Origin of the sequence: Streptomyces albus subsp. chlorinus (assembly GCF_013302895.1) — a bacterium.
In the GTDB taxonomy this organism is placed as follows: Bacteria; Actinomycetota; Actinomycetes; order Streptomycetales; family Streptomycetaceae; genus Streptomyces; species Streptomyces chlorinus.
Genome location: NZ_VJOK01000001.1, coordinates 5646789 through 5668564, shown reverse-complemented (window position 1 = coordinate 5668564; position 21776 = coordinate 5646789). Strand labels below are relative to the sequence as shown.

General features: G+C 71.5%; 12 protein-coding genes, 1 tRNA gene and 1 pseudogene. 3 read left to right on the top strand and 11 right to left on the bottom strand.

Going from position 1 to position 21776, the window contains the following annotated elements:
• Positions 1-298: 298 nt before the first annotated feature.
• The gene (locus FM076_RS24840) at positions 299-916 is read right to left on the bottom strand and encodes a MarR family winged helix-turn-helix transcriptional regulator (RefSeq protein ID WP_173873143.1); all 618 of its coding nucleotides are present in this window, start codon (positions 914-916) and stop codon (positions 299-301) included.
• Positions 917-1014: 98 nt separating this feature from the next.
• Between FM076_RS24840 and FM076_RS24835 the strand changes: the two genes are divergently transcribed.
• A complete protein-coding gene (locus FM076_RS24835; protein WP_173873142.1) occupies positions 1015-1893 on the top strand; it encodes an Fpg/Nei family DNA glycosylase in 879 nt (292 codons plus the stop codon).
• 52 nt (positions 1894-1945) lie between these two features.
• Complete coding sequence (locus tag FM076_RS24830) at positions 1946-2722, top strand: SDR family NAD(P)-dependent oxidoreductase (protein ID WP_173873141.1); 777 nt, start codon at positions 1946-1948, stop codon at positions 2720-2722.
• A 571-nt stretch (positions 2723-3293) separates the two neighbouring features.
• Here the strand turns inward: FM076_RS24830 and FM076_RS24825 are convergent.
• From FM076_RS24825 to FM076_RS24790, 8 genes and pseudogenes are all read right to left on the bottom strand, one after another.
• On the bottom strand, positions 3294-3674 hold the full coding sequence (locus FM076_RS24825) for a helix-turn-helix domain-containing protein (RefSeq protein ID WP_173873140.1): 381 nt from the start codon (positions 3672-3674) through the stop codon (positions 3294-3296).
• Positions 3675-3804: 130 nt separating this feature from the next.
• Entirely contained in the window at positions 3805-4392 is a 588-nt protein-coding gene (locus FM076_RS24820; protein WP_173873139.1) for a nicotinamide-nucleotide amidohydrolase family protein, read from the bottom strand.
• Between the two features lie 161 nt (positions 4393-4553).
• A pseudogene (gene pgsA, locus FM076_RS24815) lies at positions 4554-5429 on the bottom strand (CDP-diacylglycerol--glycerol-3-phosphate 3-phosphatidyltransferase); the annotation flags it as partial.
• A complete protein-coding gene (gene rimO / locus FM076_RS24810) occupies positions 5426-7033 on the bottom strand; it encodes a 30S ribosomal protein S12 methylthiotransferase RimO (protein WP_243274627.1) in 1608 nt (535 codons plus the stop codon). The gene rimO and the pseudogene pgsA, both read right to left, overlap by 4 nt.
• 103 nt (positions 7034-7136) lie before the next feature.
• Positions 7137-7934 carry a RodZ domain-containing protein gene (locus FM076_RS24805; protein ID WP_173873138.1) on the bottom strand — a complete coding sequence of 266 codons (798 nt, stop codon included), beginning with the start codon at positions 7932-7934 and terminating at the stop codon, positions 7137-7139.
• Positions 7935-8285: 351 nt separating this feature from the next.
• Positions 8286-11069 carry an FtsK/SpoIIIE family DNA translocase gene (locus FM076_RS24800; RefSeq protein WP_173873137.1) on the bottom strand — a complete coding sequence of 928 codons (2784 nt, stop codon included), beginning with the start codon at positions 11067-11069 and terminating at the stop codon, positions 8286-8288.
• 75 nt (positions 11070-11144) lie between these two features.
• Positions 11145-11843 carry a response regulator gene (locus FM076_RS24795; RefSeq protein ID WP_173873136.1) on the bottom strand — a complete coding sequence of 233 codons (699 nt, stop codon included), beginning with the start codon at positions 11841-11843 and terminating at the stop codon, positions 11145-11147.
• A gap of 248 nt (positions 11844-12091) precedes the next feature.
• Positions 12092-17701 carry a HAMP domain-containing protein gene (locus FM076_RS24790; RefSeq protein WP_173873135.1) on the bottom strand — a complete coding sequence of 1870 codons (5610 nt, stop codon included), beginning with the start codon at positions 17699-17701 and terminating at the stop codon, positions 12092-12094.
• 447 nt (positions 17702-18148) lie between these two features.
• Here FM076_RS24790 and FM076_RS24785 point away from each other — a divergent pair, with 447 nt between their 5' ends.
• A complete protein-coding gene (locus tag FM076_RS24785) occupies positions 18149-20782 on the top strand; it encodes a SpoIIE family protein phosphatase (protein WP_180217839.1) in 2634 nt (877 codons plus the stop codon).
• Between the two features lie 61 nt (positions 20783-20843).
• On the opposite strand, the gene FM076_RS24780 is transcribed toward FM076_RS24785, so the two are convergent.
• Positions 20844-20916, bottom strand: a tRNA-Thr gene (locus tag FM076_RS24780).
• Positions 20917-20997: 81 nt separating this feature from the next.
• Positions 20998-21684, bottom strand: coding sequence for a DegT/DnrJ/EryC1/StrS family aminotransferase (locus FM076_RS24775; RefSeq protein WP_173873133.1), 687 nt, complete (start codon positions 21682-21684; stop codon positions 20998-21000).
• Positions 21685-21776 lie beyond the last annotated feature (92 nt).

Below are 21776 nucleotides of genomic sequence, written 5' to 3'. Positions count from 1 at the left end.
GGCTGGCGCGCGGGGTGAGGCGCCGCGCGGGTGCCGTGCGGGGCGGGTGCCGCGCAGGGCAGGTACCGTGCGGCGCGGGTGCTCTGCCACTCGGATGCCGTGCCACATGGGTGCCGGGCGGCGCGGCTCCCGCCACCCGTTCCGGTGGTCGGCCGGCCCGTCGTACCACCCGGTGGCCGGCCGGGTCACCGGCGCACCTCGGCAGCACCCGCTCGGCAACCTCCTTCTCGGCAGTCGCCCGGCTCGTGCGCGGCTTCGACCGGTGAGGGCGGCTCCGCCGCGCGCTCTTCGACAGCCGTCAGCTCTCGTCGTATCCCTCGATCGTCAGCACCACGCGGCGCAACAGCGAGGAGATTAGCCGCTGTTCGTGCCAGTCGAGCGTGCCGAGCAGGCGGCGTTCCTCCTGTCCGGAGGTCTCGATGGCGCGGAGCCAGGTGGCGTGTCCCTCGTCGGTCAGCTCGATCTCGTCGCCCTGCTCGCCCGGCTCCCCGGCGGCCGCGGCGGCGGACTGCTCCGCGCCCCGTGCCCGGGTGCGCACCACGAATCCGCGCTTCTCCAGGGCGTCCAGACGCTCGTCCAGGGTGCCAGGCGCCGTGGCCAGGTCCATCGCCAGCTGTGTGACAGTCGTGCGCCATCCGCGCCGGACGAGGACGTGCAGCGCCTCGTGCTCCTCGCGGCGCAGCCCGAACTCCGCCAGTGACCGTTCGCTCACCCGCCGCAGGTGGTCGGCGAGGAACTGCATGCGCGTGACGGCACCCTCGATGTCGGGGTTGAGGTCGGGGAGCACGGACTGCCAGCGGTCCACGTGATCGTCGACCCAGTCCCGCGCCCCCTCCAGCGCGTCCCGCTGTTCCGCCTCGGCCTCCCCGTCCACGTCGAGCGCGTCGTGCTGTCGTTCGTAGCCCCACTGCCGCATGGCCCAGGATCGTAGCCGGTGATCCACCCGGTCCGTTCGGCGGCGCCGTCTCCCGTCCGCACAGGCGGTTTGTCGGCAGTTCCTGCGACGATGGTTCCATGCCCGAGGGAGACACGGTCTGGCGTACGGCACACACGCTGCACGCCGCGCTGGCAGGCCACACCCTGCTGCGTACGGACTTCCGTGTGCCCCGCCTGGCCACCGCGGATCTGTCGGGCCGGGTGCTGCTGGAGGTCGTGCCGCGGGGAAAGCACCTGCTGATGCGGGTCGAGGGCGGGCTGACGGTGCACTCGCACCTGGGCATGGAGGGCGCCTGGCGCGTGCGGGCCAACCCTGGCACCGATGCTGTCGGCAGGACTCCTGGCAGTGCTCCTGACGGCTCACGCCGCGACCTGGGCAGCACTCCTGTCGGCGGGTTCGGCCCGGCCCACCAGATCCGCGCCCTGCTGGCCACCGGGACGCACACCGCCGCCGGCATCCGGCTGCCCGTCCTGGAACTGCTGCGCACCAAGGAGGAGTTCACAGTGGTGGGGCACCTGGGCCCCGACCTGCTCGGCGCGGACTGGGACGCGGCGGAGGCGGAGCGGCGGCTGCTCCGGGACCCGGAACGCCCCTTGGTCGAAGCCCTCCTGGACCAGCGGAATCTGGCGGGCATCGGCAACGTCTACGCCTCCGAGCTGTGCTTCTTGGCCCGTACGTCCCCCTGGGCGCCGGTGGGTTCGCTGCCGTCCGCGTTGCCGGGCCGCATGCTGGAGGCCGCCAAGCGGCTCCTGGAGGCCAACAAGGACCGCGTCCGGCGCCGTACGACCGGCAGTTCCCGGCCCGACCGCGCGCTGGCCGTCTACGGCCGCGAGAACCGCCCCTGCTACCGCTGCGGCACCCCGGTGCGCACCGGACCCCACGGCCCGCCGGACCGCCCCCGCACCGCCTGGTACTGCCCTCGCTGCCAGCCACCCGCGACCGGATCTGCGAACTGAGGTCGGACCCCGTGAATTGACGGCCCGTCAGCTTGCTCGTACGGTCGTTGCCATGAGGCTCCCGGCGTACGACCTGACCGGCCGGACGGCCCTGGTGACGGGCGCCGCGAGCGGCATCGGCCGCGCGACCGCCGTGCTGCTCGCCCAGGCGGGCGCCGCGGTGCACTGCGCCGACCGGGACGAGAAGGGGCTCGACCGCACGGTCGGGCAGATCCAGGAGGCGGGCGGTGAGGCGTGGGGACACACGCTCGACGTGACGGACCGGGCAGCACTCATCCGCGCCGTGAAGGCGGCGGTGCGCACGGGTGGCCGCCTCGACATCGCCGCCGCGATCGCCGGGATCATGCACCGCAGTACCGTCCTGGAGACGGAGGACGCCGACCTCGACCGGGTGCTGGACATCAACTTCAAGGGGGTACTGCGCACCTGCCAGGAGGCGGCCCGCAGCATGATCGGCACCGGGACCCGGGGCAGCATCGTCACCATGGCCTCCGGGGCGGTGGACACCGGTTCGGCCGAGCTGCTGTGCTACGGCGCGGCCAAGGCCGCCGTCGTCCAGCTCACCAAGACGCTGGCCGCCGAGATCGGCCGGCACGGCATCCGCGTCAACGCGGTGGCACCCGGATGGGTGCGCACCCCCATGACGCAGCGGGACGACGCCGGGAGCCGGCGGAAGGCCGAGGACGCGCTCGGGCGGATGTCGCCGCTGGAGCGGGTCGGCGAAGCGCACGAGATCGCCCACGCGGTGCTGCACCTCGCCTCGGACGCCTCCTCGTTCACCACGGGGCAGATCCTGCGCCCCAACGGCGGCGTCGCGATGCCCTGGTGACCCTGCACGCCCCGCGGTCCCCCTTCCCCCGTGCCCCTTCCCGGGCGCCCCCGCGCGCCACATGCACCGGCAGGACGCTCAACCCCCATCCTCCTGCCGCGACCGAGGCTTCCACCGGTCCGCCCTCCCCCGCGGCCAGGCGCCATATCGCGCACAGCCAGCCGACGGCACAGGCGCCGCTGAGCACCCAGCGGACCAGCAGGAAGTGGCCCACCGCCGCCATGCCGCCACCTCCCGCGAGGGTGCTCGGTCCCGGTGTTCCGGCTCCTCCGTCATCGTCGCGCACTCCGCGCGACCCCGCGACCACAGCGCGGGGACGGCCGCACCCGCACGGTCACCAAGCGCTGACAACCGCGCACCGGCCAGCGGTTTCCCGGTGCGGCTCGCCGCCACCCCTTCGGCCCCGGGAGCACCACGAAGGCACCCCGGAGGCACCCCGCGGACTTCCTGGAACACGCGTGGGCCCCGCCGGGATCTTCCGGCGGGGCCACACGTTCTTCGTCTCACACGTCTCCGCCGCCCGGCCCGGCACACGTGCGAACCGGAGCGGCGTCGCGGCGTCACACGGCCGTCAGGCCGCGACCACGTCCACGGCTTCCGTGGGCGCCTTGATGGTGACGCGCTCCTCCGGCACCGAGGTGACCGACGTGACGGACAGCGGGTTGAGCACCGGCCGCATGGGCGCGGGCACGGCGTCGCTCTTCGCGGACTCGGCCAGCTCCGCGAGTGCCAGCTCGTCGCTGACCTCCCGCATCAGCTCGGACATCCGCACATCGAGAGCGTCACAGATGGAGGAGAGCAGTTCTGACGAGGCTTCCTTCTGGCCGCGCTCGACCTCGGAGAGGTATCCGAGCGAGACCCTGGCGGACGAAGAGACTTCGCGCAGGGTTCGACCCTGGCGTTGGCGCTGCCGACGCAGCACGTCACCCAACAGGCGACGGAGCAGAATCATCGGTGCTCCTCCCTCTCAACGCGCGGCGTCTTCCACAGCCTGTGTCGGGACGGCCAGTTGGCCCTGATTCCTTCAGGCTCCACCGTACCGCCTTGACACGCAGCCGTGCGGGGAGCGATGTCGTGTTCACTCAGGGCTGCAAACATCCATTCCCCCCGGTCTGTTCCCTATCCTGCCCTCCGGCATTTCCGATCAGTTCTTTGTAGAGCAGCTCCAGTACTCCTCGAACACTCTGCGTACGGATACCGGCACGCACACGTTCTCCGGCTTCCTCACCCGTGTCACCGGCCCGGTCGCCGCGCATGCCGCCGTCGAGCCGCAGCTTGTCCACCACCGGCTCCGTCCCCGGCCCGGCGACGGCCACGTACACGGTTCCGACCGGCTGCCCGTCCTGGGGCTCTGGCCCGGCGACACCCGTCGTGGCGACACCCCAGTCCGCGCCGAGCGCCGTGCGTACGCCCCGCGCCATCTGGCCCGCGACGTCCGCGTCCACGGCACCCCGCTCCTCGAGGAGTGCCCCGTCCACGCCGAGTACATCCCTCTTGAGCGCGGTCGCGTACGCCGTCACGGAGCCGACAAAGGCGCGTGAGGCCCCGGGGACCGCTGTGATCTCCGCGGCCACCAGTCCGCCGGTCAGGGACTCCGCGACAGCGAGCGTCTGGCCACGCTGGGCGAGCAGCGCGATCACCCCGCCCGCGCGGGACTCCACATCCGTCACGACCGTTCGTTCCCCTCGCTGTGTCCGCCGCGTCCGCTGTGCCCGGCCCCGGGCTCCCTCCGTCCGGCCCCCGAGTGCTCCGGTGCGGCAGGGGCGCCCGCCCCACTCCCCGGTACGGACTCCGGCAGCTCGGCGGGCCGCGGACGGCCCTCGGCGGCCTCCCGTGGCTCCTGAGCGCCCTGGCGGCCCTCCCGGGTCCCGGAACCCTCGTCCGCCCCGGCCGCCGCTCCAGCCGCGCCCTCGGCCGCCCCGGCCGCTCCTGCGGCACCTCCGACAGCCCCGGCACCTCCGACAGCCTTGGCCGCTTCGGCCGCTTCGGCCGCCTCGGCTGCCTCGGCCGTTCCGGTGGCCGCGTCGGCCCCGGCCGCCTCCGTGGCACCGGCTTCCTCCGCCGTCGCGTCGGCCTTCCGGGAGGCCAGTCCCGCCCGGCGCAGCACGATCGCCTGCCGTACGTAGTCGAGACCGGTGACGACCGTCAGCACGACGGCGACCGCCATCACCCACCAGCGCGCGGTCGCCAGCGGCCCGGTCAGCGCCAGGACGTACATGCCGACCGCGACGCCCTGGGCGAGAGTCTTCAGTTTGCCGCCGCGGCTGGCCGGGATCACCCCGTGCCTGATCACCCAGAACCGCATCACCGTGATGCCCAGCTCGCGGAAGAGGATCACGCCGGTGACCCACCAGGGCAGGTCGGAGAGAGCCGAGAGGCAGATCAGCGCGGCACCCATGATCGCTTTGTCCGCGATCGGGTCGGCGATCTTGCCGAAGTCGGTGACGAGGTTGTGGCGCCGCGCCAGCTCGCCGTCGAACAGATCGGTGATCATCGCGACGGTGAAGGCCGCCCACGCGAACGAGCGCCAGGCGGGATCGTGCCCTCCGGCGGCCACCATGAGCAGCACGAAAGCGGGCACCAGCAGGAGCCGCACCATGGTGAGGACGTTCGCGATGTTCCACAGGCTCACAGGGCGCACGGCGCTCACCGCCTTCGGCTTCGGGACAGTGGCACGCCTCGCCGCGGAGGCCGGGGCTCCCGTCATCCGGCCACCCCCTCCCTGGGCCGGCCAGGTGCGCCGGCGGCACGCGTGCGCGCACCCGGCACGCTCGCGCCCGTCTCCGCGCCGGCGAGCGGCTTCCCGGCGCCGGCGAGCGGCTCGGCGACCAGGTCCACGCCCTCGGAGGCGATCACCTTCGCTTCGACCATACGGCCGACCGCCAGGGCCCGCGCCGCGTCGTCGCTCCCACCGGAGGGGACGAGACGCACCTGTCCGTCGGTCTCCGGCGCCTGGTGCGCCCCGCGTCCCAGGGGTCCTTCCTCCTCGTCCACAGCCTCGACCAGTACCCGCACGGTCTCCCCCACACGCTCCTCGGCGCGCTGGGTCGTCAGCTCCTCCGCGAGCCGTGTCAGGTGGGCCAGCCGCTCGGCGATCTCTTCCCCGGGCAGCTTGTGCTCGTACCCGGCGGCCTCGGTGCCCTCCTCGTCGGAGTATCCGAACACTCCGATCGCGTCCAGCCGCGCCGAGGTCAAGAAGCGTTCCAGCTCGGCGAAGTCCTGCTCCGTCTCGCCGGGGAACCCGACGATGAAGTTGGAGCGGACACCGGCCTCGGGCACCTTGCTCCTGATCTCCTCCAGCAGCCCGAGGAAGCGGTCGGTGTCCCCGAAGCGCCGCATCGCCCGCAGCACCTTCGGCGCCGAGTGCTGGAAGGACAGATCGAAGTAGGGGGCGACCTTCTCGGTGCCGGTGAGGACGTCGATCAGTCCCGGCCGCATCTCGGCGGGCTGCAGATAGCTCACCCGTACCCGCTCGATACCGTCCACGGCGGCCAGCTCGGGCAGCAGCGACTCCAGCAGGCGGATGTCGCCCAGGTCCTTGCCGTAGGAGGTGTTGTTCTCCGAGACGAGCATGATCTCCCGCACGCCCTGCTCGGCCAGCCACCGCGTCTCGGTCAGCACGTCCGCGGGGCGGCGCGAGACGAACGAGCCGCGGAAGGAGGGGATGGCGCAGAAGGAGCAGCGCCGGTCGCAGCCGGAGGCGAGCTTGACGGAGGCGACGGGGCTGCTGCCCAGGCGCCGCCGCAGCGGAGCGCGCGGTCCCGAGGCGGGCGCGATGCCCTCGGGCAGGTCGGCGGGCGCGGACGCCGCCGCCTCGGCGCCCGCGGCGGCACCGTGTCCGGGGAGCGCCACGTCGGCGCCCTGCCGTTCGACGGGGCTGACGGGCAGCAGCTTGCGCCGGTCACGCGGGACGTGCGGGGTGTGCGTGCCGCCGCTGAGGATGGTCTGCAGCCGGTCGGAGATGTCGGCGTAGTCGTCGAAGCCGAGGACGCCGTCCGCCTCCGGCAGCGCCTCCGCCAGCTCCTTGCCGTACCGCTCGGCCATGCAGCCGACGGCCACGACGGCCTGTGTTCTGCTCTCGCCGCGACCGGCCGCGTTCTTGAGGTCGCCGGCCTCCAGCAGCGCGTCGACGGAGTCCTTCTTCGCGGCCTCGACGAAACCGCAGGTGTTGACGACGGCCACGTCGGCGTCGGCGGCGTCCTCGACGAGGTCCCAGCCATCCGCCGCCAGGCGGCCTGCGAGCTCCTCCGAGTCCACCTCGTTACGTGCGCAGCCGAGAGTGACAAGGGCGACGGTACGGCGTTCGGGCATGGGCTCAGCCTACTTCGTCCCGCACGCTCCCCCCGCCGCCAGGTTGGGGCCGCGCACCCGGCCGGTCCGGGCGGGGTCCCTCATCCCGCTCGGGATGCCCCGGTCACCCGGCCTCGGGGTCTCCCCGGGTGTAGCTGAGGCGCTGCACCTGGCCGACCTCGCCCGCGTGCTTGACCTCCTTGCCGTTGACGTACAGCCTGACGCCACCCGAGTTGCCCAGCACCAGGTCGAGCCGCTTGTCGTCGGTGAGGGTCTTGGACTGGCCCTCCTTCAGCACCCCCTCGTGCACGAGCTTGCCGTTGTGGTCCTTCGCGGAGACCCAGCTGCTGCCCTTCTCGGCGGTCATCCGCACGGTCACCTTGTCGGCGGGTGCTCCGGCGATGGCGCTCTCGGACGGCTTGGGGTCGCTGGTCCTGGACGGGGACGGTTTCGCGCTGGTGGAGGGTGACTGCTCGGAAGAGCCCTCGGCGACCTGCTTGCCCGACTCCTTGCCGCCGCCGCTGACCAGGGTGAAGCCGACGAAACCGATCACCGCGACGATGGCCGCCACCATGGCGGCGGTCCAGTTCGGCCGGCGGGGTTCGGGGCGGATCCGCTCCGCCTCGAACAGCGTGGCCGGAGCGGTCGGCTGCGGGCGCCCGCCGTGCTCCGCGTCGTACTGCTCGACCAGCGCGTCACCGTCGAGCCCGACGGCACGCGCAAGCGTTCGGATGTGGCCGCGGGCGTACACGTCGCCACCGCACCGGGAATAGTCGTCCTGCTCGATCGCCTGCACGATCGGGACCCGCACCCGTGTGGAGGTACTGATCTCCTCCACTGTCAACCGTGCGTCGATCCGGGCCTGTCGGAGGGCTCGACCGACCGAAGGCCGGTCCTCTTCGGGTGAGTTGCCGATGGACACGGGGGCGCCTTTCGAGCGTGTAGCCACCTGCTGGAGGTTCAGTCTAGGGGCGGGGCAAAAGGGTGGGGCAAGCGGGCGGAGCGACTTTGTACGCCATCTGCACGGCCCGCGTACGGCGCGGCAGCGGCGGGTGGCACCGCGCCGAACCGGCTGCGCGGGCGCCGGAGCCGTTCCTTCCCTCAACGTGACGTATGGCCCGCGGAAACGGTTGCCTCGCTCGTCCTTTCGAGTGAGCTGTGGTCCGGGTGCCCGCCCGGCCCTGTCGCCACTCGTGGCTCGGCGCCGTTTTCCGTCCTCTTCCGCCTCCCGTTGCCCACGCTTCCGCGCGCCCTTTCCCGGCCGGTCCCGCTCTCAATCCCCGCCGCGGATGGCCGCCAGCACCTCGTCCAGCTCCTCCGGCTTGACCAGCACATCCCGCGCCTTGGACCCCTCGCTGGGCCCGACCACGCCCCGCGACTCCATCAGGTCCATCAGCCGTCCGGCCTTGGCGAAACCGACCCGCAGCTTGCGCTGGAGCATCGACGTGGAGCCGAACTGCGTCGAGACGACCAGCTCCGCCGCCTGGCAGAGCAGGTCCATGTCGTCGCCGATCTCCTCGTCGATCTCCTTCTTCTTGCCCTGCCCGACGGTGACGTCGTCACGGAAGACGGGGGCCATCTGCGCCTTGCAATGCTCGACGACCGCCTGGATCTCCCGCTCATTGACGTAGGCGCCCTGCATACGGGTCGGCTTGCTGGCACCCATCGGCAGGAAGAGCCCGTCGCCCTTGCCGATGAGCTTCTCGGCGCCCGCCTGGTCGAGGATGACGCGGCTGTCGGCCAGCGACGAGGTGGAGAAGCCGAGCCGGGAGGGCACGTTGGCCTTGATCAGACCGGTGACCACGTCCACCGACGGGCGCTGGGTGGCCAGCACCAGGTGGATGCCCGCCGCGCGCGCCAGCTGGGTGATGCGCACGATCGCGTCCTCCACGTCGCGCGGCGCCACCATCATCAGGTCCGCCAGCTCGTCCACGATCACCAGCAGATACGGATACGGGGTCAGTTCCCGCTCGCTGCCCTCGGGTGCGGAGACCCGGCCGGCGCGCACCGCCTCGTTGAAGTCGTCGATGTGGCGGAAACCGAACGCCGCCAGGTCGTCGTAGCGCAGGTCCATCTCGCGGACGACCCACTGGAGCGCCTCGGCGGCCTTCTTCGGGTTCGTGATGATCGGTGTGATCAGATGCGGAATGCCCTCGTAGGCCGTCAGCTCCACCCGCTTGGGGTCCACCAGCACCATCCGCACGTCCTCCGGGGTGGCCCGGATCATCACGGAGGTGATGAGGCAGTTGATGCACGACGACTTGCCGGAACCCGTGGCACCCGCGACCAGGATGTGCGGCATCCTGGCCAGATTGGCCGAGACGTAACCGCCCTCGACGTCCTTGCCGAGACCGACCAGCAGAGGATGGTCCTCGCCCGCCGCCTCGGCGGAGCGCAGCACGTCGCCGAGGCTGACCATCTCCCGGTCGCTGTTGGGGATCTCGATACCGACGGCGGACTTCCCCGGGATCGGGTTGATGATCCGCACATCGGGGCTGGCCACCGCGTAGGCGATGTTCTTGGCCAGCGCCGTGATCTTCTCGACCTTGACTCCGGGGCCCAGCTCCACCTCGTAGCGGGTCACTGTCGGGCCGCGGGTGAACCCGGTGACCGCGGCATCCACCTTGAACTCGGTGAACACGGTGGTCAGCGACTCCACCACCTGGTCGTTGACGGCACTGCGCGCACGCCCCGGGCCACCCCGCTCCAGCAGGTCCAGGGACGGCAGCGCGTACGTGATGTCCCCGGCGAGCTGGAGCTGCTCCGCGCGCGGGGGCAGTTCGGCCGGCTCGGGCGGCGCCGGCGCCTTGGTCAGATCCGGGACCGGGGTCCGCTCGGTGGGCTCGCTGTCGGACGAGTCACCCCGCGCGCCCGGCACACCCGTGTCGGCGGACTGGCCGCGGCGGCCCTTGCGCGCCCTGGAGACGGAACTGGTCAGGTCGGCGACCACCGGCGAGGGCTGGATCCCGTTGACCACCGCGCCGTCCAGAGAGGCGGCGGCAGCGGCGGCCACATCGACGGCGCCCAGGGTCCTCTCGCCCGTCCCGGCGCCCGCGCCGACGGCCCCCTCGTCCTCGGGCAGCGGCTCGGGGAGCGCCCGGCGGCCCCGCGAACCGGCCTTCCCCCCGCGGGCACCGCGCCGGCTCTCCAGCGCCTCCTGCTCGGCGAGGTCCGGGCCGGTGCCGTGCCCGCGCGCGCCGGGCGCACGGCGGGAGGAGCGCGCGGAAGAGAACTCCTCGTCGTCCTCGACGTCGTAGTCGTAACCGGCGACCGGCTGGACGATCCCGAGCCGCACCCCGGCGGCGCGCAGCCGCTGCGGGATGGCGTTGACGGGGGTCGCCGTCACCACGAGCAGCCCGAAGACGGTGACGAGCACCAGCAGCGCCACGGCCAGCATCTCGCCGACGGTGAAGATCAGCGGCCGGGAGACGCCCCAGCCGACCAGGCCGCCCGCGTCCCGCACAGCGGCGTCCCCCTCGCCCCGGCCCGGCGCGCCGCACCCGATGTGCACCAGGCCCAGCACGCCGATCAGCAGCGCCGAAAGGCCGATGACGATACGGCCGTTGGCCTCCGGCTTCTCCGGATGCCGGAACAGCCGCACGGCGATGGCCCCGAGCAGTACCGGCACCAGCAGGTCCAGCCGGCCGAAGGCGCCGGTCACCAGCATCTCCACCAGGTCGCCCATCGGGCCCTGGAGGTTGGACCAGGTGCCCGCGGCGACGATCAGCGCGAGGCCGAGCAGCAGCAGCGCCAGACCGTCCTTGCGGTGCGCCGGATCCAGGGCCTTGCCGCTGCGCCCTATACCGCGGAAGATCCCCGCGACGGCGTGCGCCAGACCGAGCCAGCACGCCTTGAGGACCCGCAGGACGCCGCTGGAGGGGGACGGCGCGCCCTTGCCCTTCCCCTTGGCGGCCGGCTTCTTGGCCGGGGCCTTCTTCGCGGGCGCCTTCTTGGCCGGTGGCTTCCTCGCCGGGGCCGGTTTCACGGCTTTCGGGGCAGCCTTTTTCGCGGGTGCTCTCCTGGCTGCCTTTCCTGTTCCCGACGCGCGTGAGGCCATGGGTGTGAGGTTACCCGTGCCGGGCACCCGAGGCACGGACGCCCGGAGCGGTGGCCGGCACCCCGCGCGGCGGCGTCAGTTCTGGGAGGGCACGTGCGACGAGGGGTCACCGTCCGCGCCGGGCTCCAGCGCGTCAAGTGCCCGGCGCAGACCGGCGAGTTTGCGCTCCAGATGCGCCGCGGTCGCGGCTGTCGCGGCGTCGGCCGAGTCGCCCAGCTGCTTGGTGAGGGCCTCGGCCTGCTCCTCGACGGCGGCCAGCCGCGCGGACAGCTCCACCAGCAGCCCCGGCGCCTCCCCGCCCTCGCCGCCGGACGCGTCCGAGCGGCGCTCGCCGCCGTTGCCCTCCAGCTGGAGCCGCAGCAACTGCGCCTGCTCGCGCAGCTGCACGTTCTTCATGTAGAGGTCGACGAAGACCGAGACCTTGGCCCGCAGCACCCACGGGTCGAACGGCTTGGAAATGTAGTCGACCGCGCCCGCGGCGTAACCGCGGAAGGTGTGGTGCGGCCCGTGGTTGATGGCAGTGAGAAAGATGATCGGGATGTCCCGGGTGCGCTCGCGGCGCTTGATATGCGCGGCCGTCTCGAAGCCGTCCATGCCCGGCATCTGGACATCCAGCAGAATGACCGCGAAGTCGTCGGTCAACAGCGCCTTGAGCGCTTCCTCCCCTGACGATGCCCGTACCAGCGTCTGATCGAGCGCGGAGAGAATGGCCTCCAGCGCCAGCAGATTCTCCGGCCGGTCATCGACCAGGAGGATCTTGGCCTTCTGCACCATGGCCCGTCCTCCTCGCCCCGGCAGCCTTTCGGACGCCGCCCCTGGGAGCGGCTCTCTGTCGCCGCCGCCCGTCCTTGTGCCGGTCATGGTAGCCGCACCCTGCGGCCCACCACACCCTGTCACCGTGATGTCACTGTGCACGTAGCAGAAACGCTCCAGGGGACCAAAAGGTTCCCGGTTTACCGTGTTTCCACACGTGCCCGACCACACTGAGTCAGCATGTGGCCCTCAGCGACACGGTGTCATATTCACCCGCCGTTGATCCACCGCCTCATGACGGACAGCAGGTGATCGGTGTCCACCGGCTTGGTGACGTAGTCCGAAGCGCCCGACTCGATGCTCTTCTCCCGGTCGCCCTTCATCGCCTTGGCCGTGAGCGCGATGATCGGCAGCCCGGCGAACTGCGGCATCTTGCGGATCGCCGCCGTCGTGGCGTAACCGTCCATCTCCGGCATCATGATGTCCATCAGCACCACCGCCGCGTCGTCGTGCTGTTCGAGCACCTCGATGCCCTCCCGGCCGTTCTCCGCGTAGAGCACCTGGAGACCGTGCTGTTCCAGCACGCTGGTGAGCGCGAACACATTGCGGATGTCGTCGTCGACGATCAGCACCTTGCGGCCGGCCAGATCGCCCACCTCGCCGGCGCCCGCCGACGGCGCCTGGCCGCTCTGCTGCCGGGCGGCCTGCTGCGGCCCGCCCGCCTCGCCGCCCTCCGCCGGGGCCGTGCCGCCCGGCTGCTCCGCCGAGGGCGCCCGTGCGGCGGTGCCCGCGCCGTTCTCCGACGCCGGGGCCGACGGCCGGGCCTCCGGCGGCAGTTCGGGCTGCGCCTGCCCGCTGGCGTCCCTCATCCGCCGCCGGTCGGCCAGCCGGTTGGCGGCCTCCTCGGCGGTCTGCTCCACGCCCGGAGCCTGCGGGGCGGCCGGTGCCGGACCGGCCTCCGGTTCGGCGGCCTCGCCCTGAGCGGGGACCTGGGAGGCGGGGAGCGCCGGCGCGCCACCCGCGGGCAGCTGGCTGTAGCCCTGGGGCGGCAGCTCGACCGGGTGCAGCGGCAGGTAGAGGGTGAAGGTGGAGCCGCGGCCCGGCTCGCTGACCGCGTGGATCTCGCCGCCCAGCAGCCGTGCGATCTCCCGGCTGATGGACAGCCCCAGGCCGGTGCCGCCGTACTTGCGCGAGGTGGTGCCGTCCGCCTGCTTGAACGCCTCGAAGATCACCCGCATCTTGCTCTGCGCGATACCGATGCCCGTGTCGGTCACCGAGAAGGCGATCAGCTCCGCGTCCGGCTCCTGGAGGGAGCCGTTCTCCAGCATCTGCTCGCGGATCGCCTCGGGCACGTCGTCCCGGGCCGAGCGGATGACCAGCTCCACGGCGCCGCTGTCGGTGAACTTCACCGCGTTCGACAGCAGATTGCGCAGCACCTGGAGGAGGCGCTGTTCGTCGGTGTGCAGCGTGGCCGGCAGCTCCGGTGAGACGCTGACCGAGAAGTCGAGCCCCTTCTCCACCGTCAGCGGCCGGAAGGTGGCCTCCACGTAGTCCACCAGCTGCACCAGCGCGATGCGCGTCGGGCTGACGTCCATCTTGCCCGCCTCGACCTTCGACAGGTCGAGGATGTCGTTGATCAGCTGGAGCAGGTCGGACCCGGCGCCGTGGATCGTCTCGGCGAACTCCACCTGCTTGGGCGTCAGATTGCTCTCCGCGTTGTCCGCCAGCAGCTTGGCCAGGATCAGCAGCGAGTTGAGCGGGGTGCGCAACTCGTGCGACATGTTGGCCAGGAACTCCGACTTGTAGCGCATCGAGACCGACAGCTGCTCGGCACGCTCCTCCAGGACCTGCCGCGCCTCCTCGATCTCCCGGTTCTTGATCTCGATGTCGCTGTTGGTCTGGGCGAGCTGCTCGGCCTTCTCCTCCAGTGCCGCGTTGGACTCCTGGAGGGCTTTTTGCCGGTTCTCCAGCTCCGCCGAGCGCTCCTTGAGCTGCGCCGTCAGCTCCTGCGACTGCTCCAGCAGCCGCTCGGTACGCATGTTGACGCTGATGGTGTTGACGCTGGTGGCGATCATCTCCGCGATCTGGTTCAGGAAGTCCTTCTGGATCTGCCCGAACGGCTGGAAGGACGCCAGCTCGATCACGCCCAGCACCGTGCCCTCGAAGATGACCGGCAGCACCACCAGGTGCGCGGGTGGCGCCTCGCCCAGCCCCGAGGAGATCTTCAGGTACCCGGGCGGCACATTGCCCATCTCGATGGTGCGCTTCTCCTTCGCGGCGGTCCCCACGAGGGACTCACCCGGCAGGAAGGAGGTGGGCATGCTGTCCGTGCAGTAGCCGTAGCTGCCCAGCATCCGCAGCTCGTAGGAGCCGTCCTCCCCCGGGCCCGCGCCGACCCCGACGGCGCCCTCGGGGGTGCCCTGGGGCAGCGCGACGAAGAAGGCGCCGTGCTGCGCCGAGACCACCGGCGTCAGCTCGCTCATGATCAGACCGGCCACGTCCCGCAGGTCGCGGCGGCCCTGCATCAGTCCGGAGATGCGGGCGAGGTTGCCCTTGAGCCAGTCCTGCTCCTGGTTGGCCTGGGTGGTGTCGCGCAGGTTGGCGATCATCGTGTTGATGTAGCCCTGCAGCTCCAGGATCTCCCCGGCCGCGTCGACGTCGATGCGCACGTTGTGGTCGCCGCGGGTCACCGCGGTGGCCACGTCCGCGATCGCGCGCACCTGACGGGTGAGGTTGGCCGCCATCTCGTTGACGGAGTCCGTCAGGTCCTTCCACGTACCGGCGACACCGGGCACCCGGGCCTGGCCGCCCAGCTGCCCCTCGGTGCCCACCTCGCGGGCGACCTGGGTGACCTGCTCGGCGAAGGTGGACAGCTGGTCGACCATCGTGTTGATGGTGGTCTTCAGCTGGAGGATCTCGCCGTTCGCCTCGATGTCGATCTTCTTGGTCAGATCACCCTTGGCGATGGCCGTCGTCACCATGGCGATCTGCCGCACCTGGCCGGTCAGGTTGGACGCCATGGAGTTCACCGACTCCGTCAGGTCCTTCCAGGTGCCCGCCACGCCCTGCACACGGGCCTGGCCGCCCAGCACACCGTCCGTGCCCACCTCGCGGGCCACCCGCGTGACCTGCTCGGCGAACGACGAGAGCGTCGTGACCATCGTGTTGACCGTGTCGGCGAGCTGCGCGACCTCGCCGCTGGCCTCGACAGTGACCTTCTTCGTCAGGTCACCGCCCGCGACCGCCGTGGCGACCTGGGAGATGTTGCGGACCTGGTTGGTCAGGTTGTTGGCCATGATGTTGACGTTGTCGGTCAGGTCCTTCCAGATGCCCGACACGTCCCGCACCCGCGCCTGCCCGCCGAGCTGCCCCTCCGTGCCCACCTCGCGGGCCACCCGGGTCACCTGCTCGGCGAACGACGACAGCGTGTCCACCATGGTGTTGACGGTGGTCACCAGGGCGAGCACCTCGCCCTTGGCGTCCACGGTGATCTTCTTCGACAGGTCGCCCTGCGCGACAGCGGTGGTGACCTCGGCGATGTTGCGCACCTGCGAGGTCAGGTTGTTCGCCATGAAGTTCACCGACTGGGTGAGGTCCTTCCAGGTGCCCGAGACACCCTTGACCTCCGCCTGGCCGCCCAGGATGCCTTCGGTGCCGACCTCGCGCGCGACGCGGGTGACCTCCTCGGCGAACGAGGAGAGCTGGTCGACCATCGTGTTCAGCGTCGTCTTCAGCTCCAGGATCTCGCCGCGCGCGTCCACGTCGATCTTCTGGGACAGGTCGCCGCGCGCCACCGCCGTGGCGACCTGCGAGATGTTGCGCACCTGGCTGGTCAGATTGCCGGCCATGCCGTTGACGGAGTCGGTCAGGTCGCGCCACACCCCGGCGACACCCGGCACCTGCGCCTGACCGCCGAGCCTGCCCTCCGTACCGACCTCACGGGCGACCCGGGTCACCTGGTCGGCGAAGGCCGACAGCTGGTCGACCATGGTGTTGATGGTGTTCTTCAGCTCCAGGATCTCGCCGCGCGCGTCGACCTCGATCTTCTGCGACAGGTCACCACGTGCCACCGCCGTGGTCACCTGCGCGATCTGCCGCACCTGGGAGGTGAGGTTGTTCGCCATGAAGTTGACGGAGTTCGTCAGGTCCTTCCACGTACCCGAGACGCCGTCCACCCGTGCCTGACCGCCCAGCCGTCCCTCCGTGCCGACGTCCCTGGCCATCCTGGTGACCTGCTCGGCGAACGAGGAGAGCTGGTCGACCATCGTGTTGACCGTGTTCTTCAGCTGGAGCATCTCGCCGGAGACGTCCACGGTCACCTTCTGCGACAGGTCGCCGTTGGCCACCGCCGTCGTCACCTGCGCGATGTTGCGGACCTGGCCCGTCAGGTTGCGGAAAGCGGTGTTGACGGAGTCCGTGAGGTCCTTCCAGGTGCCTGCCGCGCCCGGCACGGCCGCCTGGCCGCCCAGCTCACCCTCGACACCGATCTCCCGCGCGACCCGGGTGACCTCGGCACCGAACGCGGACAGCTGGTCCACCATCGTGTTGACGGTGTTCTTCAACTCCAGCATCTCGCCCGCGACATCGACGGTCACCTTCTGCGACAGGTCACCGTTGGCCACCGCCGTCGTCACCTGCGCGATGTCCCGCACCTGAGCCGTCAGGTTGCGGAAAGCGGTGTTGACCGAATCGGTCAGGTCCTTCCAGATGCCGGCCGCGCCCGGCACGGCCGCCTGGCCGCCCAGCACCCCGTCGGTGCCCACCTCGCTCGCCGCGCGCGTCACCTCGTCCGCGAGGGTGCGCAGCGTGTCCGTCATCGCGTTGATCGTCTCGGCGAGCTGCGCGACCTCGCCCCGCGCGTTGACGGTGATCTTCTGGGACAGGTCGCCGTTGGCGACCGCCGTGGTCACCTGGGCGATCTCCCTCACCTGGGAGGTCAGATTGCCCGCCATCAGGTTGACGGAGTCGGTCAGGTCCTTCCACACGCCGGCCACGCCCTGCACCCGCGCCTGGCCGCCCAGCTCGCCCTCGACACCGACCTCGCGGGCGACCCTGTTGACCTCGGACTGGAAGGAGGAGAGCTGGTCCACCATCGTGTTGACGGTGTTCTTCAGCTCCAGCATCTCCCCCTCGACATGAACGGTCACCTTGCGTGACAGGTCACCCTTGGCGACCGCCGTGGTCACCAGGGCGATGTCCCGCACCTGGGCCGTCAGCCGCGACGCCATGGTGTTGACCGAGTCCGTCAGGTCCTTCCAGGAGCCCGACATCCCGCGCACCCGCGCCTGGCCGCCCAGCTTGCCCTCGGTGCCCACCTCACGGGCGACCCGCGTCACCTCGTCCGTGAACGCGGAGAGCTGGTCCACCAGGCCGTTGACCGTACGGCCCACCCGCAGGAACTCGCCCCGCAGCGGATGCCCTCCGCCCTCGGAGCCGCGCGAGCGCAGGTCCATGCGCTGCTCCAGGTCGCCGTCCGCGACCGCCGTGAGCACCCTGCCCACCTCGGAGACGGGCCACACCAGGTCGTCCACCAGCGCGTTCGCCGCGTCGATCGCGGACGCCCAGGAGCCCTCGCAGGTGCCCGTCTGCAACCGCTCTGTGAGTTTTCCCTCACGTCCGACCACGCGCCGCACCCGTGACAGTTCACCCGTCAGGTGCAGATTCTGGTCGGCGACCTCGTTGAAGACGGCGGCGATCTCGGCCATCGGCCCGTCGCCGGTGACGGTGAGCCGCCGCCGGAAGTTGCCGTCCCGCATCGCCGTGAGCGCGGCCAGCAGCCTGTTGACCGCGGCGGCGTCCACTTCGATCGTCCCGCTTCTCCGGGACCGTCCGCCCTTCGCGCGCGTGTTGCCGCTACGCGCGGTTGCGCCAGACTCCACTGCCCCTCCTGCGGGTCGACCTTCCTGCCCGGGCCCTGTACTCCGAGCCTTCCCAGTGTTTCACCCTGCCCGAACCCGGCGATAACAGTTCGGCAGCATGGCATACCGCACTGCGTCATGGGCCCCCGGGGAAAACACCCGCATCCGGCAGCCACACGCCACGCCTACGTAAGTAACCTGGCACCCGGCTGTCCGTTCACCCCCATACCGGCGGGTGCTCCGCCCGGTCCGCTGGGTAGGGGACTGGAACGGGGGCAGCGGTGTGAGTACGAAGGGCTACGGAGGGGCGCTGCGGTGACGCAAGAGCAGAGCGCCGAGCGTGAGGACTCTGCCACGGGGCCTCCCCGGGGGACCGGAGGCTCACAGGAGGGCCCGAGTAAAGAGGCGAGCACCACCGCGGCGCTGGCCGCGCAGCGCACACCAGTGCGCCTGGCCGACAGGACGTCCATGGGGAGACCAGTGATCACCGCGCGAGCCGCCGCCACCTTCGAACCGGTCGGCAGGTCCGTCGCCACCGCGCGCGGCTTCGTACGCGACACCCTCCAGGGCTGGGGCCTGGGCGACATCGTGGACGACGCCGTCGTGCTGACCAGCGAACTGGTCACCAACGCGGTCGTCCACGCCGGCACGGCCGCCGAGGTGCTGTGCCTGCGCGACGAGGACGGCGTCCGCGTCGAGGTCATCGACCGCTACCCCGAGCGCGAGCTGCCGCTCCAGGAGACCAACCCGCAGCCCGCCAGCCCCGACCGCGAGGGCGGCCGGGGACTGCTGCTGTGCTCCGCGCTGGCCACCCGCTGGGGCGTCGACTACACGGCCTCCGACAAGCGCGTCTGGTTCCGCCTCGACCTCCCCGAGCGCCCCGTGGGCACCCGCACGGCCGGGCCCGCCCTCCCCGACACGGCGCTCCCGGTCACCGACACCCGCGTCCGCGTCGCCGTCGTCCAGGTCGACCGCAGCGGCTCCATCAGCTCCTGGAACGAGGACGCCAGCGAACTGTTCGACTACCCCGCCGAGCAGGTCCTCGGCAAGCCCCTCACCGACTTCGCCGCCTGGCCCCACACCCCCGGCACCGGCACCGGCATCGCCGAGGCCCTGCGCCTGTCCCGCTGGGAGGGCTCCTACGGCATGCGCGGCTCGGACGGCCGCACCATCCCCGTCTACGCCTCCCACCTGCGTGTACGGGACAGCGATGGCGAGCCCTCCACCGTCTGCCTGCTGGTGCGCGAACACGAGCGCGCCGTCCTCCAGTCCCCGCCCCGGGTCCACTCGCACGACAACACCGGCACCGCCGGGGACTCCCAGGAGCAGTCCGCCGCCGACCCCTTCGAGGTCTTCATCGGCTCCCCGGCCCCCGACGACCTCGACGGGCTCCTCCAGCGCACTGTGGAGCGCGCCCGCGACATGCTGGAGGGCGACGCCGCCTATCTGCTGCTGGCCACCGACGACGAGACGGAACTGGAGGTCCGCGCCTCCACCGGGCTGCCCTCCGCGCGCCAGCGCTTCGCCCGCGTCCCCGTCGAGACCGGAAGCGGCCGCTACGGCTCCGCGCGGATGCCCTCCGTCCACGAGGACCTGACCGTCGTCCCCGGTGCCGTCCCCCTCCTGGACGGCACCGGCATGCGCTCCGTCGTCACCGTCCCCCTCAAGGTGGAAGGCAGGCTCACCGGCTCCCTCGGTGTGGCCACCGAAGCCCCCGGCCGCTACACGAACGAGGAGGCCCTGCGCCTCCAGTTCGCCGCCGACCGCATCGCCCTCGCCGTCGAACGCGCCCGCCTCACCGAACTGGAACGCCTGCGGCGCGGCTCCCTCTCCTTCCTCGTCGAGGCCTCCGACCTGCTCGCCGGCACCCTCGACCGCGACCAGACGCTCGCGCTCATGGCTCAGATGACGGTGCCCACCCTCGCCACCTGGTGCGCTGTCTACACCGTCGCCGACCACGGCTCCGACCCCCAGCTCTCCTACGTCCTGCACGAGGACGAGGACCGCATCGACAACCTCAAGGCACTCCTCGCCAAGGTGGACCCGCCCGAACCGGTCCCCACCCCCGGCGCCCGCGTCTGGACGGCGCCCTCCGAGGCGGCGCACTCCGCCGCCCTGCGCACCTCCCTGCGCAACGTCGTCCTCAACGGGGAGGACCACCACCTCTCCCCCGGCACCACGCTGGCCACCGCCGCCGCCGTCGGCGGCGAGACCGTCGTCCTGCCACTGGTGGCCCGCAACCGCGTCATCGGCATGCTGACCCTCGGCAAGCCCACCGACGAACGCTTCCGCCAGGAGATCCTCGAACTGGCCGAGGACCTCTCCCGCAGGGCCGCACTCGCCCTCGACAACGCCCGCCTCTACTCCGAGCGCACCGCCATCAGCCAGTCCCTCCAGCGCAGCCTCCTGCCGCCCGGCCTCCCCGAGATCGAGGGCGGCATCGAACGGGAGGTCATCTACCGCGCGGCGGGCGAAGGCAACGAGGTCGGCGGCGACTTCTACGACCTCTTCGAAATCACCGACGGCACCTACGGATTCGCCATCGGGGACGTGTGCGGTACGGGCCCCGAGGCGGCGGCCGTCACCGGACTGGCCCGGCACGCGCTGCGCCTGCTCGCCCGCGAGGGCCTCAGCGGACCGGCGGTCCTGGAACGCCTCAACACCGCCATCCTCGACGAGGGCGCCCGAAGCCGCTTCCTCACCCTCCTGTACGGCGAGATGCGCCCCCAGGAGGACGGCGGCGCCGAGCTGAAGGTCGTCTGCGCCGGCCACCCGCTCCCCCTGCGCCTGCGCCAGGACGGCACCGTGGAACCCGCTGCCGACCCGCAGCCGCTGCTGGGCGTCATGGAAGACCTGGAACTGTACGAGCAGACCGTCACGCTCGACCCGGGCGACGTGCTGCTGTGCGTCACCGACGGCGTCACCGAGCGCCGCGAGGGCACCCGCATGCTCGGCGACGACGGCCTGGCCGACGTCCTGGCCACCTGCACGGGCCTCAACGCCGGGGCCGTGGCCGCCCGCATCATGCGCGCCGTAGAACGCTTCGCCAGCGACGCCCCGTCCGACGACATGGCCATCCTGGCCATGCGCATCCCCGAGTAGTTCCCCTTCGGACACGCGAAAGGCCCCCGTCATGGACGGGGGCCTTCACTGCTATGCGGAGAGCCCCAAAACGGAATCGAACCGTTGACCTTCTCCTTACCATGGAGACGCTCTGCCGACTGAGCTATTGGGGCGCGGCCAGCGGTAGAGATCTTACCTGATCCCCGGCACGGGATCGAACTCGTATCGGGCCCGCTCCAGCGCCCCGAAGGCCCTCAGCTCGCGCGCTCCCGCAGCAGCCCGCCGAGACCGTTGCACGCGGACACCAGCTGGTGAAGGTCCTTCTTCGCCATGGCGGCGGAAAGCGGAAGGGAGAGACACTCGTCCGCGGCCCGTTCGGACTCCGGCAGCCGCACCGCGGCGGAGAACTCCGGCATCCGATGGGCCGGCACCCGCACCGGAACCTCGCACTCCACGCCCCGTGCCCGCAGCGCCCGGCGGAAGGCGTCCCGGTCCGGCCGCCCGTTCCCGGGCACCCGCACCACATACCGCGTAAAGGCGTGCCCGGCCCCGTCCGCCTCGGCCGGAACCGCCACACCCCGCAGACGACGGCTCAGGTACGCGGCATACTGCCGACGCCGCACCGCGTCCAGCGCGTCCGTACGCGGCAGCGGCTCCCACTCGACGACGCCGGCACCGTGCCGCGTCCCCAGCTCCCGCAGTGCGGCCATATCCGCGGCGCGGCCGAAGAGATGGACGGGAACGATCGCCGCGGTCCTGGACGTCATCACCTCCGCCACGGAGGCGGGATCAAGGCAGTAGGTGGCGGCATCGATGTCAGCGAAGACAGGGCGTGCCCCGGCCTCCAGCACGGCCCGGGCGACCTCGGCCCCACCGAAGGACGGGACCACGACCTCATCCCCGGCACCGACGCCCGCTGCGGTCAACTGTGTTGTCCCCATGCTCGGATGATGTCCGCGCCACGTGAACTTCCGGTGTCCGGACGCAAAAAAGTCGCGGTCCCTGAACTGACGTCCAGGGACCGCGACTTCAC

What these genes read in the sequence shown, in the direction of transcription:
- FM076_RS24825 (WP_173873140.1), bottom strand. Translation starts at nt 3,674, where the DNA reads ATGATTCTGCTCCGTCGCCTGTTGGGTGACGTGCTGCGTCGGCAGCGC.
- FM076_RS24775 (WP_173873133.1), bottom strand. Translation starts at nt 21,684, where the DNA reads ATGGGGACAACACAGTTGACCGCAGCGGGCGTCGGTGCCGGGGATGAG.
- FM076_RS24835 (WP_173873142.1), top strand. Translation starts at nt 1,015, where the DNA reads ATGCCCGAGGGAGACACGGTCTGGCGTACGGCACACACGCTGCACGCC.
- rimO (WP_243274627.1), bottom strand. Translation starts at nt 7,033, where the DNA reads ATGCCCGAACGCCGTACCGTCGCCCTTGTCACTCTCGGCTGCGCACGT.
- FM076_RS24800 (WP_173873137.1), bottom strand. Translation starts at nt 11,069, where the DNA reads ATGGCCTCACGCGCGTCGGGAACAGGAAAGGCAGCCAGGAGAGCACCC.
- FM076_RS24785 (WP_180217839.1), top strand. Translation starts at nt 18,149, where the DNA reads ATGGGGAGACCAGTGATCACCGCGCGAGCCGCCGCCACCTTCGAACCG.
- FM076_RS24795 (WP_173873136.1), bottom strand. Translation starts at nt 11,843, where the DNA reads ATGGTGCAGAAGGCCAAGATCCTCCTGGTCGATGACCGGCCGGAGAAT.
- FM076_RS24830 (WP_173873141.1), top strand. Translation starts at nt 1,946, where the DNA reads ATGAGGCTCCCGGCGTACGACCTGACCGGCCGGACGGCCCTGGTGACG.
- FM076_RS24840 (WP_173873143.1), bottom strand. Translation starts at nt 916, where the DNA reads ATGCGGCAGTGGGGCTACGAACGACAGCACGACGCGCTCGACGTGGAC.